Origin of the sequence: Mesorhizobium sp. 8, assembly GCF_006351905.1 — a bacterium.
Lineage (GTDB): Bacteria > Pseudomonadota > Alphaproteobacteria > Rhizobiales > Rhizobiaceae > Mesorhizobium > Mesorhizobium composti.
In genome coordinates this window covers 1,440,106-1,454,105 of the sequence record NZ_CP040914.1, presented here as the reverse complement: position 1 = coordinate 1,454,105, position 14,000 = coordinate 1,440,106, and the positions used below count along the sequence as shown (strand labels likewise).

Below are 14,000 nucleotides of genomic sequence, written 5' to 3'. Positions count from 1 at the left end.
CGATGCGCTTCCAGCCTTCCTTCCTCGACGAGATCCGCGATCGGGTGCCGATTTCCGCGGTCATCGGCGCGCGCGTGTCGTGGGACCGGCGAAAGACCAATGCCTCGAAAGGCGACTGGTGGGCCTGCTGCCCCTTCCATGGCGAGAAGAGCCCGTCCTTCCATTGCGAGGACCGCAAGGGCCGTTACCATTGCTTCGGCTGCGGCGTATCGGGGGACCACTTTCGTTTCCTCACCGAACTTGACGGTCTCAGTTTTCCCGAAGCGGTCGAGCGCATCGCCGACATGGCCGGCGTGCCGATGCCGGCGCGCGACGAGCAGGCGGAGGCCAGGGAGCGGCAGCGCGCCAGCCTGACCGACGTGATGGAGATGGCGACCGCCTTCTTCCAGGAGCGGTTGCAGGGCAGCGACGGCGCCAGGGCGCGCGCCTATCTGCGCGATCGCGGCCTGACCTCGGCCACGCAGCAGGGTTTCCGCCTCGGCTATGCGCCCGACAGCCGCAACGCGCTGAAGGAATTTCTGGCATCCAAGGGCGTCGAGAAGGCGCAGATGGAGGCCTGCGGGTTGACCGTCTTCGAGGACGTTCCCGTCTCCTACGACCGTTTCCGCGACCGCATCATGTTTCCGATCCCGGATTCGCGCGGAAAAATCATCGCCTTCGGCGGACGGGCGATGTCGCCGGACGTCGCGGCGAAATACCTCAACTCGCCCGAGACCGAACTCTTCCACAAGGGCAACGTGCTCTACAATTTCGCCCGCGCCCGCAAGGCACTGGGCAAGGAAGGGACGACCATTGCCGTCGAAGGCTACATGGACGTGATCGCGCTGGCACAGGCCGGTTTCGAGAACGCGGTGGCGCCGCTCGGTACCGCGCTCACCGAAAACCAGATGGAGCTTTTGTGGCGCATGGCCGGCGAGCCGGTGTTGTGCTTCGACGGCGACCAGGCGGGCCTGAAGGCGGCGTGGCGCGCGGCGGACCTGATCCTGCCCTCGATCCAGCCCGGCCGCACGGCGCGCTTCGCGCTGCTGCCGGAAGGCAAGGACCCCGACGATCTCGTCAAGGCGGATGGGCCGGACGCTTTCCGCGCCGTGCTTTCCGAGGCGCGCCCGCTGGCCGACCTTTTGTGGATGCGCGAGACGGCCGGTGGCGTCTTCGACACGCCGGAGCGCCGGGCGGAACTGGAAAAAACGCTGCGCGAACTGACCAGCCGCATCCGCGACGAGAGCGTGCGCTACCACTACCAACAGGAGATGCGCGACCGCGTGCACTCCTTCTTCGGCGCGCAGCGCGGCGGCGGCCGGGAGCGTCCCGGCGGGCGCGGCCAGAACCAGGGCTGGAAGCAGGGGCAGGGCGGCCAATGGTCGCGCGGCGGCGGTGCCGGCGGGCGCGGCGCCATCACCGAAAGCCTCGGCCGCTCGGCGCTGGTGCGGCGGGCCGGCGAGGCGATGTCGGTGCGCGAGGCGACCATCGTGGTGGCGCTGGTCAACCATCCCCTGCTGATCGACGAGAATTTCGAGCATGTCGAATTCCTCGACCTTGCAAACGGCGATCTGCGCCGGCTGCACACAGCGCTGCTCGATGCGCTGGCGCATGACCTTGCCACCGACCGCAACGCGGTGGTCGAGGCGATCGACCGGGCCGGCTGCCGAGAGGTGTGGGAACGCGCGGTGGCGCTGGTGCGGCGCACGCGCCAGTGGCCGGCGCTCGAGGCGGCTGCGATCGAGGATGCCCGCGACGCCTTCACCCAGGCGCTGCACTTGCACCGCAGCGCGCGCACCTTACATAGGGAGCTGAAGCAGGCGGAAGCAGCACTTGCCAGCGATCCGACCGACGAAAATTATCGGCATCTGGTCGAAATCCAGGCGCAGTTCCGCGACGTGCAGGCCACCGAGGCGCTGATCGAAGGCTTCGGCGTGTCTTCCGGGCGAGCCGGCCGGGTTTGAGTGCGAGCAGGCATTTGATTCGCTTTTTTAGTGCGAATCATGCGACAGGCGCTTGACCTTCCAGTGGAATGACGGAATCAGGACGATTCGAAACGTTAACCCGCATCCGGCATCGACGGGAAAGAGCGATGTGGAGCACAAGGACTGGACGGGATGAATTCCCGCCACAGATATCAGGGTTAATCTGGACTTAACGCAGAGGCATATACTGGCTTGTCGGCGCGCGCGTGAGCGATTGCAACTGATTTGCCCGATCTGACAGCGACGCGGCCGTGACAGGGCCGCATGGAGACGACAAAGAATGGCGACTAAGGAAAAGGAAGAGGTCGAGAACGAACGCGAGGCCACGAGCGACGGCCCGCTGCTCGACCTTTCCGACGATGCCGTCAAGAAGATGATCAAGGCCGCCAAGAAGCGCGGCTATGTCACGATGGACGAATTGAACTCGGTGCTGCCGTCGGAGGAAGTGACCTCCGAGCAGATCGAGGACACGATGGCGATGCTCTCCGACATGGGCATCAACGTCGTCGAGGACGACGAGCAGGCCGAGGAGGCCGAGGGCGGCGACACTCAGGCGGACGCCGAGGAGGACGCCAACGAGATCGCCGAGCAGACCGGCACGGCGGTCGCGGCCCCGGCCAAGAAGGAACCGACCGACCGCACCGACGATCCGGTGCGCATGTATCTGCGCGAAATGGGCTCGGTCGAGCTCCTGTCGCGCGAGGGCGAAATCGCCATCGCCAAGCGCATCGAGGCCGGCCGCGAGACGATGATCGCGGGCCTGTGCGAATCGCCGCTGACCTTCCAGGCCATCATCATCTGGCGCGACGAACTCAACGAAGCCAAGATCCTGCTGCGCGAGATCATCGACCTCGAAGCCACCTATGCCGGCCCCGAGGCCAAGCAGGCACCGGTGGTCGAGCGTGTCGACGAAGACGCCAAGCCGAAGCAGGACGAGCCGCGCGGAGCGGCCCGCCGTGCTCGCGGTGAAGAGGAAGACGACATCACCAATGTCGGCGGCGAAAGCCGCGTCGAGGACGACGAGGAAGACGAGGACGAGGCGAACCTGTCGCTGGCGGCGATGGAGGCCGAGCTTCGCCCGCAGGTGATGGAGACGCTGGACGTCATCGCCGATACCTACAAGAAGCTGCGCAAGCTGCAGGACCAGCAGGTCGAAAACCGGCTGGCCGCCGCCGGCACGCTGTCACCCAGCCAGGACCGGCGCCTGAAGGAGTTGAAGGACCAGCTCATCAAGGCGGTGAAGTCGCTGTCGCTCAATCAGGCGCGCATCGAGGCGCTGGTCGAGCAGCTCTACGACATCAACAAGCGGCTGGTGCAGAACGAGGGCAAGCTCTTGCGCCTCGCCGAAAGCTACGGCGTGCGCCGCGACGAGTTCCTGCGGGAATACCAAGGGTCCGAACTGGACCCGAACTGGACGCGCTCGATCGCCAACCTGACCTCGCGCGGCTGGAAGGAATTCACGCGCAACGAGAAGGACACGATCCGCGACATTCGCGGCGAGATCCAGAACCTCGCCACCGAGACGGCCATTTCGATCCTGGAATTCCGCAAGATCGTCAACCAGGTGCAGAAAGGCGAGCGCGAGGCCGCCATCGCCAAGAAGGAGATGGTGGAAGCGAACCTGCGCCTCGTCATCTCCATCGCCAAGAAGTACACCAACCGTGGCCTGCAGTTTCTCGACCTGATCCAGGAAGGCAACATCGGTCTGATGAAGGCGGTGGACAAGTTCGAGTACCGGCGCGGCTACAAGTTCTCGACCTATGCGACATGGTGGATCCGGCAGGCGATCACCCGTTCGATCGCCGACCAGGCGCGCACCATCCGCATTCCGGTGCACATGATCGAGACGATCAACAAGATCGTGCGGACTTCGCGCCAGATGCTGCACGAGATCGGCCGCGAGCCGACGCCGGAGGAGCTGGCGGAAAAGCTCGCCATGCCGCTCGAAAAAGTGCGCAAGGTCCTGAAGATCGCCAAGGAGCCGATCAGCCTCGAGACCCCGGTGGGCGACGAGGAGGATTCGCACCTCGGCGACTTCATCGAGGACAAGGGCGCCATCCTGCCGATCGACGCGGCGATCCAGGCGAACCTGCGCGAGACGACGACGCGCGTGCTGGCTTCGCTCACTCCGCGCGAGGAGCGCGTGCTGCGCATGCGCTTCGGCATCGGCATGAACACCGACCACACGCTTGAAGAGGTCGGCCAGCAGTTCTCGGTGACGCGCGAGCGCATCCGCCAGATCGAGGCCAAGGCGCTCAGGAAGCTCAAGCATCCGAGCCGCAGCCGCAAGCTGAGGAGCTTCCTCGACAGCTGAGTCAGCTTCACCGCTCTCAATCTGAATCGAAAAACCCGGCCAAGCGATTGACCGGGTTTTGTTTTTGACTCGCCGGGATTGCCGCGTCAGTCCGGTTTGTATTCGTTCGACGACGGCTCGGCGCGCGGGTCACGGGCGTCGGCTTTGCCGGTGCGCTGGGCCTCCGCCTCCGTGTCGCCCCGGCGCGCGCGCTCGGCCGCCACCAGCACGACGGGGGCCTCGCACCTGGCGACGACGCCGGCAGCCGTCTCGCCCAGGAGCAGTTCCTTGCCCGAACGCTGGGTCACGCCCATCACCACGACGGCCGTGCCCCTGGCGGCTTCCTTGCAGATGGTCTCAGCGGCGGCACGGCGGGTGCGCAAATCGGTCTTGACGGCAACGCCGTAGCGTTCGGCCATGTCCGACACGTCCTTAAGCGTCGCTTCCTCGTGCCGGTGCGAGAGCGAGGTGCCGGAGCCGCTTCCCTGGCCGGTGAGCTGCACATAAAGCGCGCGCACGTTTGCGCCCGTCGCGCGCGCCATGGTGAGCGCCACATCGGCGGCGCGGCGCGAAACCTCCGTGCCGTTCACCGGCACGAGGATGGTCGTGCCCTGATCGAGAACCGGGACCCTGGCGCCCTTGCTCTTGCCCTTGAAGACGAGACAGAGCGGGCCGTCGAAGCCGCTGGTCAACTCGTCGAGCTTCTTCGAATAGGCTCCCTTCGACGTCAGCGCCCTGTCGATGCCGATCAGCATCAGGTCATAGCCCTTGCGCGCTTCCTCGGCGACGGATTCGGCGTTGGCCGGGCGATCGGTGCGGGTGGTGAACTGCATGTGGTCGACGGACAGGTTCTCGCCTTCCATGGCGGCGCTGGCGCTGACCCTCGCGCCATGCTTCAGCGCTTCCAGATGGCTGTCGGCGGCGCTTTGCGGGTCGCTGCGCGCGGCGAGCGGCAAAAGCGTGGTCGGCATGCCCCTGGCGCCGCCGAGCAGGCCCGCAAGCTGGGCGGTGAAGCGACCGATGGCGCTGTCGTCGGCGACCAGAAGCAGGCGTTTCAGCCGGGCGACGAAACCGCGCTCATCGAGCGTCTCGCGCTCCAGCCGTTCCTTCTCGCCCGGATGCAGCGGGATGCGCGAGAGCGCCCAGCGCAGCATGGGCGGCATCATCAGCGTCGTGGCCACCGCCATGGTGACGATCATGGTGAAAAGGTTGTGCGACAGAATGTTCATCGACAGGCCGATGGTGGCGACGATGACCTCGGTGGAGCCGCGCGCGTTCATGGCGCTGCCGACGGCGAAGGCTTCCTTCCAGGACAGGTTCGCCAGCCGGCTGCCGGCGAAGGCGCCGCTGAATTTGCCGACGCTGGCGACGATTATCAGGCCGAACGTCAAAAGGGCCAGCGTCGGGTCGGCCAGCACCGTGAGATCGGCTTCGAGCCCGGCCATGCCGAAGAAGACGGGCATGAAGAGTGCGGTGATGATGCCGCGCAGCTGGCTTTCGATGCGGTCCGACAGGATCGGCGATTCGCCGACGAGGATGCCGGCGACGAAGGCGCCGAGCACGGTATGGACGCCGATGAAGTTGGTGATCAGCGCCATGGCGCCCATGATGATGAGGATCACCGTGATGACGGCGTATTCGGAACGCAAGGTGTCGTTGGCCCAGCGGATCAGCACGAAGACGATGCGCCGGCCGACGGTGAGGCTGAGGACCATGAACAGGATGGTGCCGCCCACCGTCGCCAGCAGCGACATTGGATTGAGCGTGCCGCTGGTGGCGATGCCGAAGGTCATGGCGATGACGACCCAGCCGATGGTGTCCTCGATGATGGCGGAGGCGACGATGACCTGGCCGAGGTCGCGGCGCATGAAATTCATCTCACGCACGACGATGGCGACGATCTTGACCGAGGAGATCGACAGGGCGGTGCCGAGGAACAGGCCAGCGACGAGCCGCTGGTCCGGCCGCGGCAGCAGCGAATCGGGAAGCAACTGGGCAAGGCCGAAACCGCAGGCGAACGGCAGCACGATGCCTGTCGCCGAGATGGAGAAGCAGGCGGCGCCGACCCGCCGCACGAGCCTGAGGTCGGTTTCCATGCCGGTCAAAAGCAGCAGCATCAGGATGCCGAGGTCGGCCACGGCGACGGTCATGCTCTTCTGCGCGGCGTCGGCGGGGAAAATGAAGTGCTGGGCCTCCGGCCACAGCCAGCCGAACAGCGAGGGGCCGAGCAGGATGCCGCCGATGAGCTGGCCCATTACCGCCGGCTGACCGAGCCGTTCCAGCAGTTCGCCGAAGCTGCGCCCGACAACGAGCAGGAGCAGGATCTGGGCGATGAACAGGGCCTCGCTGGCACCGGCGGACTTTTGTCCCCCGGCAGCCCATGCGGCAGTGGTCGCCAACGCCGTGGCTACGCAAAGGAAAGCTGCGATGGGCAGCGCGCGGAAACGTGGCGTTGAACGTGTTTGTGCCTGCATAAGTCCTCGTGAGAGGGGACGGTCCCGACGTGTCTCGATCTACCTACGCGTGCGCCGCCTGCCAGGGCAACCGTTTTCCGGCCATGGACGCCGCTTTACGCGGCCGCCGGGACCGTTATTGTGCGTGTCCCGGAGGCGATGCAATGTCCATTGAATTCCTCATCACCACGCTCGTCGTCGTGGCTTCACCCGGAACGGGCGCGTTGTTCACCATCGGGGCCGGCCTGTCGCGTGGCGGCAGGGCAGGCATCCTGGCTGCCTTCGCCTGCACGCTGGGCATCGTGCCCCATCTGGTCGCGGCGCTGACCGGCCTTGCCGCGCTGTTGCACACAAGCGCGCTGGCCTTCGAGATCGTCAAATACGCCGGCGTCGCCTACCTGCTCTACATGGCCTGGGGGACGCTGCGTGAGCACGGCGCGCTGAAGATCGAGGAGAGGCCGGACGCACGCAGCGCGGTTCAGGTCATAACCGACGGCATCCTCATCAACCTGCTCAACCCGAAGCTCTCGATCTTCTTCGTCGCCTTCCTGCCGCAGTTCATCGCGGCGGGCGAAACGCACGTTCTGGCGCGCATGCTGGAACTGTCCGGCATCTTCATGCTGGCGACCTTCGTCATCTTCTCGCTCTACGGGCTTTGCGCGGCGGCGATGCGCGACCGGATCGTCTCCAGCCCCCGCATCATGATGTGGATGCGGCGCACTTTCGCCGCCGCCTTCGTGGCGCTCGGCGCGCGCCTTGCGGTGCAGCAGCAGTAGGAACCGGGACGCTGGCCGGCACGCAAACGCTCCTGACGATCGCCACGCGCGGGCAGGGGCTTTACGAGTTCACCGATGAGGCGCGCCGCTTTGTCGACGGCGCCGGTATCGATGCCGGGCTTCTGACGGCCTTCGTTCGCCACACGTCCTGCTCGCTGCTCATTCAGGAGAACGCCGACCCCGATGTCCGGCACGATCTCGACGCCTTCTTCCGGCGGCTTGTTCCCGATGCCGATGCGCCATCGATGGCCTATCTGGTTCACCGCGATGAGGGGCCGGACGATATGCCGGCCCATATCAAGGCGGCGCTGACGGCGGTTTCGCTGTCCATTCCGGTCTCGGCCGGACGGCTGATGCTCGGCACATGGCAGGGTCTCTACCTGTTCGAGCATCGCGGTCGGCCGCACCGACGCGAGATCGTGCTGCATCTGGCCTGACGGGGTCAGGCCGGCCGCGAGTGGCAAAGCAAGCCGACGATGCGCCTTACCGCCGGCAGGACCGCCAGCAGCGTCGGAAAAGCGACCAGCCAGGACAGGCCCCAGGCCGCCATCCACAGCGATATGAAATCGGGCCGCAAGCCGACGCCCTTCAGCGTCGAGATCAGCGAGACGATGAAGGTCATCAGCACCGAGAGCACGAGCGGGCTGACGAAGGCGGCATAGCGCGCAGGCAGCTTCCTGCGTCGAAGTCTGGAAGTCATGGGAATTTCCTCGAAGCGTTCCGGTCGTCACAGGGCATCCTTGCCTTTGGGGCAGGCCCGGCGGGCGGCCGGGGTTGGATGCGTTGCCTGACGTCACACGCTTACGGAAGGCGATGCCTTCGCGGGCTCCTATAGAGGCTTCGCCTGCGGGATGCAACCCGTGACGATGTATCGTAAGATATATCTTGAAATGGCGCGCGACTGCCTTTATGTGAGATATATCGTAAGACATATCGAAAGGAGTTCCGATGTTCGGACACAGACATAGACACGGTCCCTGCGGCGAGCCGCCGTTCAGGCACATGGCCGGACGCTTCGGCGGGCGAGGCGGCGGTTTCGGCCCGTTCGGCGGCCATGGACCCGGAATGCGCGGCGGCGGTCGCGGCGGCCCGGCCGACATGCTGCGCGCCGGCCGCATGCTGGCCGACGGCGACCTCAAGCTCATCACGCTCCTGCTCCTGTCGCAGACGCCACGCCACGGCTACGACATCATCAAGGCGCTGGAGGAAATCTCGAGCGGCGTCTACACCCCGAGCCCCGGCGTGGTCTATCCGACGCTGACCTTCCTCGAGGAGGCCGGCTACGCCGTCTCGGCCACCGAGGGCACCAAGAAGGTGTTCTCGATCACCGAGGCGGGGCAGGCGCATCTGGATGAGAACCGCGCCATGGTGGAAGGCGTGCTGGAACAGATCGAGCGCTTCGGCCGCAAGATGGCCAAGGCGCGCGAGTGGTTCGGCTGGGAGGACGACAAGGAGGAGCGGCGCGGACGCCATGCGCGCGATCCGCGTTTCCGGGCGCTGCGCCATCGCCTCAAGGCGGCGCTGGCCGATATCGCCGACGCACCGGCCGAAAAGCAGGCCGAGGCGATCGCGATCCTCGAAAACGCCATCCAGGCTATGGAAGCCCTGTCGCGCGACTGAACGTGCGCGGGAAGGTACGCCATCGTGCGCCGGCTTCCGTCATGGGCCGGCGCATGGTGCTTGCGGCATGGCATCCGGTCTGCAACAAAGCGGTTGCATCGGGCCGGCCGGGTCCGCCATTGTGGATGCCGAGGAGAATGGCATGTCTTTCCTGAAACGTCTTTTCGGCGGCGGCGGTGCCAGCGAGAGCGCGGATGCCGACGCCAAGCCGGTCAAGCAGGTCGAGCACAAGGGCTTCGTCGTCAGCGCGACGCCCTACAAGGCAGAGGGCCAGTACCAGACCTGCGGCGTCATCACCAAGACGGTCGACGGCGAGACGAAGGAGCATCGCTTCATCCGCGCAGACCGCTTCGCCGGCCTGGACGACGCAGCCGACATCGCCATCAAGAAGGGCATCCAGCTCATCGACGAGCAGGGCGAGCGGCTTTTCGGCTGAGCCCGTCGGCCTGAATCCGCCGGTTCACGTCTTTCCCAATCCCTCGATCAGGGCAGCGATGACCTGCCGGTGATCGTCGGCCGGAGCGCCGGCGTCCGCCGCCAGCGCCGCACGGTCGAACAGCGCCGCCAGCAGCAGCGTCAGCGCATCGACCGGAAGTTTCCTGACGGCGCCCGAGCGCATGGCGGCGACAAGCCCTTCGCGCAGCGTGCGGTTGCCGTGGCGGGCGTCGATCTCGTCCATTTCGGTACGGCCGAGCACGGCCGGCCCGTCGAGCAGCAGCAGGCGGGTGCGGCCGGGCGCGCGCATGGCGGCCAGATAGGCGTCCGAGCCGGCCATCAGCGCGTCGCGCGGCGCAAGCGTTTCGGGCGCCCCTGCCTCGATCTCGGCGGCGACAGCCTCCGCCTCCTTCTCCACCACGGCGCGGAACAGCGCCTGCTTGTCGGGGAAATGATGGTAGAGCGCGCCGCGCGTGACGCCCGCCGCCGCGACGATCTCGGGCGTGCCGGTCTCCGCATAGGATTTCTCGACGAACAGGGTGCGCGCGGCCGCGATCAGGTCGGCGCGGGTGGCGTCGGTGCGCTCACGGTTGGAGCGTCGCGGTTTCCCATCTTGCATACATGCAGCCTGTATGTTAATTTGTGTTTACATGCAGACTGTATGTTTTTTGATGAAAGATGGAAAGCCATGAAAACGACCAGCTATTATCCGGTGCTGATGACCGGCGACGTCACTGCCACGATGCGCTTCTACGTCGAGCATTTCCGCTTCAAGCCGCTGTTCGAAAGCGACTGGTACGTCCATCTCCAGTCCGCCGAGGACAAGCGGGTCAATCTGGGCATCGTCCAGGGCGACCACGAGACCATTCCGGAAGCCGGCCGGGGCAGGGCGGGCGGCCTGCTGCTCAATTTCGAGGTCAGGGATGTCGATGCCGTCCATGCGCGCGTGGCGGCCGCCGGGTTGCCGATCCTGCGCTCGCTGCGCGACGAACCTTTCGGCCAGCGCCATTTCATCACGCAGGACCCGAACGGCGTGCTGATCGACGTCATCAAGCCGATCCCGCCGAGCGCGGAGTTCCTCGCCCAGTATGCGCCCGAAGCGGTCAGCGCATAAGAGGCGACGCAGCGTAACCGACGCGAGCCGTGTCACGGGCTTGCACGGCGGTATGGGAGCGGGCAAGGATCGGCCATCGAGGATTGGAGGCCGATCATGTCGCTCAAGGGAAAGACGCTGTTCATCTCCGGCGGGTCACGCGGCATCGGCCTGGCGATCGCGCTACGCGCCGCGCGCGACGGCGCGAACGTCACCATCGCGGCCAAGACCGTCGAGCCGCATCCGAAGCTGCCGGGCACCATCTACACCGCCGCCGAGGAGATCGAGAAGGCCGGCGGCAAGGCGCTGCCGGTGCTGTGCGACATCCGCGAGGAGGAACAGGTGACTGCTGCCGTCGCTGCGACGGTCGAAAAATTCGGCGGCATCGACGTCTGCGTCAACAATGCCTCGGCGATCCAGCTCACCGGCACGCTGGAAACCGACATGAAGCGCTATGACCTGATGCACCACATCAACACGCGCGGCACCTTTCTTGTCTCGAAAATGTGCATTCCCCATCTGAAGTTGGCGGAAAACCCTCACATTCTGAATCTGGCGCCGCCGCTCGACATGAAGGCCAAGTGGTTCAAGAACCATGTCGCCTACACGATGGCCAAGTTCGGCATGTCGATGTGCACGCTGGGCATGAGCGCCGAGTTCGCCAGGGACGGCATCGCCGTGAACTCGCTGTGGCCGCTGACGGCCATCGACACATCCGCCGTGCGCAACCTGCTCGGCGGCGAGACGGTGGCCTCGATGAGCCGCTCGCCCGACATCATGGCCGACGCCGCTTACGCCATCTTCAACCGGCCGTCGCGCGAGGCGACCGGCAATTTCTACATCGACGAGGAAGTGTTGCGGGCCGAGGGCGTCACCGATTTTTCCCACTACGCACCGGGTGCCAAGGGGCCGCTCGCCGGCGATTTCTTCGTGCCCGACGAGGTGTTCGCACGGACCGACACGAAAGTTGGCAGCCTGTTCTGACGCTCGGCCGTCGTCGGGGTGGGGATAGCGGGCCTGCGCCCGGCTCACCGATCCAGCGTGCCGAGAAGTCGGATAAGCTCGGCCTGCCGCGATACCGACGTCTTGTGGAAGATGACCTTCAGGCGCGTTCGCGCGGTTTCGTAGGAAACGGATTCCAGATCAGCCGCCTGGCGCAGCGTCTTTCCCCCGTTCAATTGCGCAACCAGGCGGACTTCCGCCGGCGTCAGGCCAAAACGGCTCTTGAGGATCTGCGCAGGATCTTCTTCGATCGCCACCGTTTCGACGGACAGCAGGACATCCGCCGATGCGCCGACGAACGCTCCTCCGGTGCGCAGGGGAACCGCGCGCACGATGACGCTGTCGCGCGGGTCAGACGGGTTTTCGAGCCTTAGCGTCGCGCAGGCGTGCTCGCCGTTCCCGGCTTGCGCAATCAGCCAATGCAGCTGGTGGGGACTACCCGCCAAGGGCACCACACGGCTATTGCGCACGCCCAGGTAGCGGCCGATCATTTCGTCAAAGGCCGGAGAGGCATGATGGAGCCTCGCCCGGCTGTCGACCCAGGCGTGTGCAACGCCGCAGCCGCTCAACGAATCGACGAGCCTGCAGGCAAGGTGCGCCTGCGCCCGCAAGGCGTAGCGCAACGAGCGGGCCGCCTCGGCGATGAAACGGCCGACCCGCTCTTCTTCCGCGCCGGCATAAGCGCCCTTGGACCGTCCCCGCTCGATGGAGAGCGTCAGGAACGATCCTTTCGAGAACGGAATGAACGAGCCGGCATAGTGAACCGCATCGTATTTGACCGCGAATTCCTGCTCGAACGGGTCCTTTGCAATTTCCTCGGCATCGAACAGGCGCCAGTCGGTCAGCAGGCTGAACTGGCCGCTGCGGGCATGCTGAAGTCCACGCACCATTCGCGGATTTCGCTCGTGCCAGTCGTCGGCGACCAGCAGCCGCACGATCTCCTCGCTGTCGCGCGAGGCGAAGGGCCTGACTTCGTCGGGCGAAACGAGATAGGCAAAGACGTGATCGGCCGCGAACTCGTTCGCAACCATGCGCAGGACATCGGGCCACGCCGCCGTATCCAGTACGGCATCCAGCAGCCGCTCGACCAGCGGATGCTCCATTGTCTCCCCCCAAACCGTCTACATCGTAACTGCCTTCCGATCCCGTTCGCAAGGGCCCGCTCGCAAGGGCAACGGGCGGGCGAGGGAGCTTCAGAACAGCTTGCGCAAATTCACGTAGCCGCCGAGCTGGTCGTATTTATAGATTTCGACGTTGCTGGAGCGCCATTCGTAGAAGGCGCTGATTTCGGGACGAATGCCGTTCCATTCGAGCTGTCCGCTCGAGACGGTCACCTCCGGCCTGATCGTGGTATCCTTGCGATGGTTGCCCCAGAACGGGCTGTATTCGACGAACCGCGTTTGCTTCCAGCTCACCTGCGGCGTGACGTCCACATCGGCGATGTCGAGATTGAAGCCGAAATCGACCCTGGTCGAGACATAGTCGTAGAAGTCGTTCCGGCTGTCGAGCATCTCCGCCGACAGGCGCCCGAACACGGTGGCGTTCGGCTGGAAGGTCCAGTCGCCAAAGACATAGCCGCGATAGAACGGCCCGGAAACATCCGCTTCCTGCGAGACCCTGTAGCCGACCTGGCCGCCCAGGCCGACACCGGCGGTGTCGGAAAGCCGGAACCGCTTCCAGGATTCGATCGAGGGCAGCACATAGGAGCCGTGGTTGGCGATCTCGGTGTCGACGCTGACCTGGGCGAAAAGGCCGGGAACGGCGGCTACGCGCCTGCCGGCCGCGATCTGGAACCGGCCCCTGCGTAGGTCATCCTCCTCGAAGAGCCGGGCCGACGCGTTGAACTTCGTCAGATAACCGTTCTGCCAGAGCTTTTCCGCTGAAAACCAGGGTTCGATGCCGTAGGCGGTCTCTTTCCGCGCGGGCGGCTGATACTCCAGGGGCACGCCGTTGAAATAGATCGTGCCGCCCTCGCTGACCTGGGAGGGGTTGCTGTCCGTGATGATCCTGGCACCGTAGCGGACTCGCAGCACGCGCAGTTCCGCCTCCTCGATGAGCGGCAGGATATTGCGCCGTACGGTCTGCGGGGTGCCCGCCTCGAGATAGACCTGCCGGAACAGCGTGAGCGCCCCGGCGCTGTCGCCGGTGCGCAGCAGCAGCAGTCCGAGTTCGAGCCTTATGCGCGGCGCCCCCGTTTCGCTCGCCAAGGCCCGAAGACGCTGGATCGCGACGTCCGGACGGCCTTCGCGGGCTTCGATCATCGCCTGCCTGAAGCCGGCTTCGATCTCGGCCGGCGTGGCGGCGACCGCATTCGTCGCCACGCCTGCAAGCAACAGTCCGGCAAGCACCCCGATGCGGGTCATG

Annotated in this window: 13 protein-coding genes; 8 read left to right on the top strand and 5 right to left on the bottom strand. The window is 65.6% G+C overall.

Annotated features, from left to right (window positions below):
- Positions 1-2: 2 nt before the first annotated feature.
- Positions 3-1,943, top strand: a complete 1,941-nt coding sequence (gene dnaG / locus FGU64_RS06835) for a DNA primase (protein WP_139951623.1) — start codon at positions 3-5, stop codon at positions 1,941-1,943.
- Between the two features lie 301 nt (positions 1,944-2,244).
- On the top strand, positions 2,245-4,278 hold the full coding sequence (gene rpoD, locus FGU64_RS06830) for an RNA polymerase sigma factor RpoD (protein WP_139951619.1): 2,034 nt from the start codon (positions 2,245-2,247) through the stop codon (positions 4,276-4,278).
- An 86-nt stretch (positions 4,279-4,364) separates the two neighbouring features.
- Here the strand turns inward: rpoD and FGU64_RS06825 are convergent, their stop codons facing one another.
- Complete coding sequence (locus FGU64_RS06825; protein WP_246671254.1) at positions 4,365-6,656, bottom strand: cation:proton antiporter; 2,292 nt, start codon at positions 6,654-6,656, stop codon at positions 4,365-4,367.
- Between the two features lie 218 nt (positions 6,657-6,874).
- Between FGU64_RS06825 and FGU64_RS06820 the strand changes: the two genes are divergently transcribed.
- Together FGU64_RS06820 and FGU64_RS06815 are read left to right on the top strand one after the other, a co-directional pair.
- Positions 6,875-7,486 carry a LysE family translocator gene (locus FGU64_RS06820; RefSeq protein ID WP_139951614.1) on the top strand — a complete coding sequence of 204 codons (612 nt, stop codon included), beginning with the start codon at positions 6,875-6,877 and terminating at the stop codon, positions 7,484-7,486.
- Positions 7,487-7,497: 11 nt separating this feature from the next.
- A complete protein-coding gene (locus FGU64_RS06815) occupies positions 7,498-7,923 on the top strand; it encodes a secondary thiamine-phosphate synthase enzyme YjbQ (RefSeq protein WP_139955282.1) in 426 nt (141 codons plus the stop codon).
- Between the two features lie 5 nt (positions 7,924-7,928).
- Here FGU64_RS06815 and FGU64_RS06810 read toward each other — a convergent pair whose 3' ends face one another.
- Complete coding sequence (locus FGU64_RS06810) at positions 7,929-8,186, bottom strand: DUF2798 domain-containing protein (protein ID WP_136358759.1); 258 nt, start codon at positions 8,184-8,186, stop codon at positions 7,929-7,931.
- A 248-nt stretch (positions 8,187-8,434) separates the two neighbouring features.
- Between FGU64_RS06810 and FGU64_RS06805 the strand changes: the two genes are divergently transcribed.
- Positions 8,435-9,106 (top strand): PadR family transcriptional regulator, encoded by a 672-nt coding sequence (locus tag FGU64_RS06805; protein ID WP_139951611.1) that lies wholly within the window; start codon positions 8,435-8,437, stop codon positions 9,104-9,106.
- Between the two features lie 142 nt (positions 9,107-9,248).
- Positions 9,249-9,542 (top strand): HlyU family transcriptional regulator, encoded by a 294-nt coding sequence (locus FGU64_RS06800; RefSeq protein WP_139951609.1) that lies wholly within the window; start codon positions 9,249-9,251, stop codon positions 9,540-9,542.
- Between the two features lie 24 nt (positions 9,543-9,566).
- On the opposite strand, the gene FGU64_RS06795 is transcribed toward FGU64_RS06800, so the two are convergent.
- Positions 9,567-10,160: a TetR/AcrR family transcriptional regulator gene (locus tag FGU64_RS06795; RefSeq protein ID WP_139951606.1), complete on the bottom strand. Its 594-nt coding sequence runs from the start codon at positions 10,158-10,160 to the stop codon at positions 9,567-9,569.
- Between the two features lie 69 nt (positions 10,161-10,229).
- Between FGU64_RS06795 and FGU64_RS06790 the strand changes: the two genes are divergently transcribed.
- Both FGU64_RS06790 and FGU64_RS06785 read left to right on the top strand, forming a co-directional pair.
- Entirely contained in the window at positions 10,230-10,655 is a 426-nt protein-coding gene (locus FGU64_RS06790) for a VOC family protein (protein WP_139951603.1), read from the top strand.
- Between the two features lie 96 nt (positions 10,656-10,751).
- Positions 10,752-11,618 carry an NAD(P)-dependent oxidoreductase gene (locus tag FGU64_RS06785; protein ID WP_139951600.1) on the top strand — a complete coding sequence of 289 codons (867 nt, stop codon included), beginning with the start codon at positions 10,752-10,754 and terminating at the stop codon, positions 11,616-11,618.
- Positions 11,619-11,662: 44 nt separating this feature from the next.
- Here FGU64_RS06785 and FGU64_RS06780 read toward each other — a convergent pair whose 3' ends face one another.
- Together FGU64_RS06780 and FGU64_RS06775 are read right to left on the bottom strand one after the other, a co-directional pair.
- On the bottom strand, positions 11,663-12,739 hold the full coding sequence (locus FGU64_RS06780) for a helix-turn-helix transcriptional regulator (RefSeq protein WP_139951597.1): 1,077 nt from the start codon (positions 12,737-12,739) through the stop codon (positions 11,663-11,665).
- A 90-nt stretch (positions 12,740-12,829) separates the two neighbouring features.
- Positions 12,830-13,999 (bottom strand): surface lipoprotein assembly modifier, encoded by a 1,170-nt coding sequence (locus tag FGU64_RS06775; RefSeq protein WP_139951594.1) that lies wholly within the window; start codon positions 13,997-13,999, stop codon positions 12,830-12,832.
- Between the last annotated feature and the right edge of the window lies 1 nt (position 14,000).

What these genes read in the sequence shown, in the direction of transcription:
- rpoD (WP_139951619.1), top strand. Translation starts at nt 2,245, where the DNA reads ATGGCGACTAAGGAAAAGGAAGAGGTCGAGAACGAACGCGAGGCCACG.
- FGU64_RS06785 (WP_139951600.1), top strand. Translation starts at nt 10,752, where the DNA reads ATGTCGCTCAAGGGAAAGACGCTGTTCATCTCCGGCGGGTCACGCGGC.
- FGU64_RS06805 (WP_139951611.1), top strand. Translation starts at nt 8,435, where the DNA reads ATGTTCGGACACAGACATAGACACGGTCCCTGCGGCGAGCCGCCGTTC.
- FGU64_RS06790 (WP_139951603.1), top strand. Translation starts at nt 10,230, where the DNA reads ATGAAAACGACCAGCTATTATCCGGTGCTGATGACCGGCGACGTCACT.
- dnaG (WP_139951623.1), top strand. Translation starts at nt 3, where the DNA reads ATGCGCTTCCAGCCTTCCTTCCTCGACGAGATCCGCGATCGGGTGCCG.
- FGU64_RS06810 (WP_136358759.1), bottom strand. Translation starts at nt 8,186, where the DNA reads ATGACTTCCAGACTTCGACGCAGGAAGCTGCCTGCGCGCTATGCCGCC.
- FGU64_RS06775 (WP_139951594.1), bottom strand. Translation starts at nt 13,999, where the DNA reads ATGACCCGCATCGGGGTGCTTGCCGGACTGTTGCTTGCAGGCGTGGCG.
- FGU64_RS06780 (WP_139951597.1), bottom strand. Translation starts at nt 12,739, where the DNA reads ATGGAGCATCCGCTGGTCGAGCGGCTGCTGGATGCCGTACTGGATACG.
- FGU64_RS06795 (WP_139951606.1), bottom strand. Translation starts at nt 10,160, where the DNA reads ATGCAAGATGGGAAACCGCGACGCTCCAACCGTGAGCGCACCGACGCC.
- FGU64_RS06820 (WP_139951614.1), top strand. Translation starts at nt 6,875, where the DNA reads ATGTCCATTGAATTCCTCATCACCACGCTCGTCGTCGTGGCTTCACCC.
- FGU64_RS06800 (WP_139951609.1), top strand. Translation starts at nt 9,249, where the DNA reads ATGTCTTTCCTGAAACGTCTTTTCGGCGGCGGCGGTGCCAGCGAGAGC.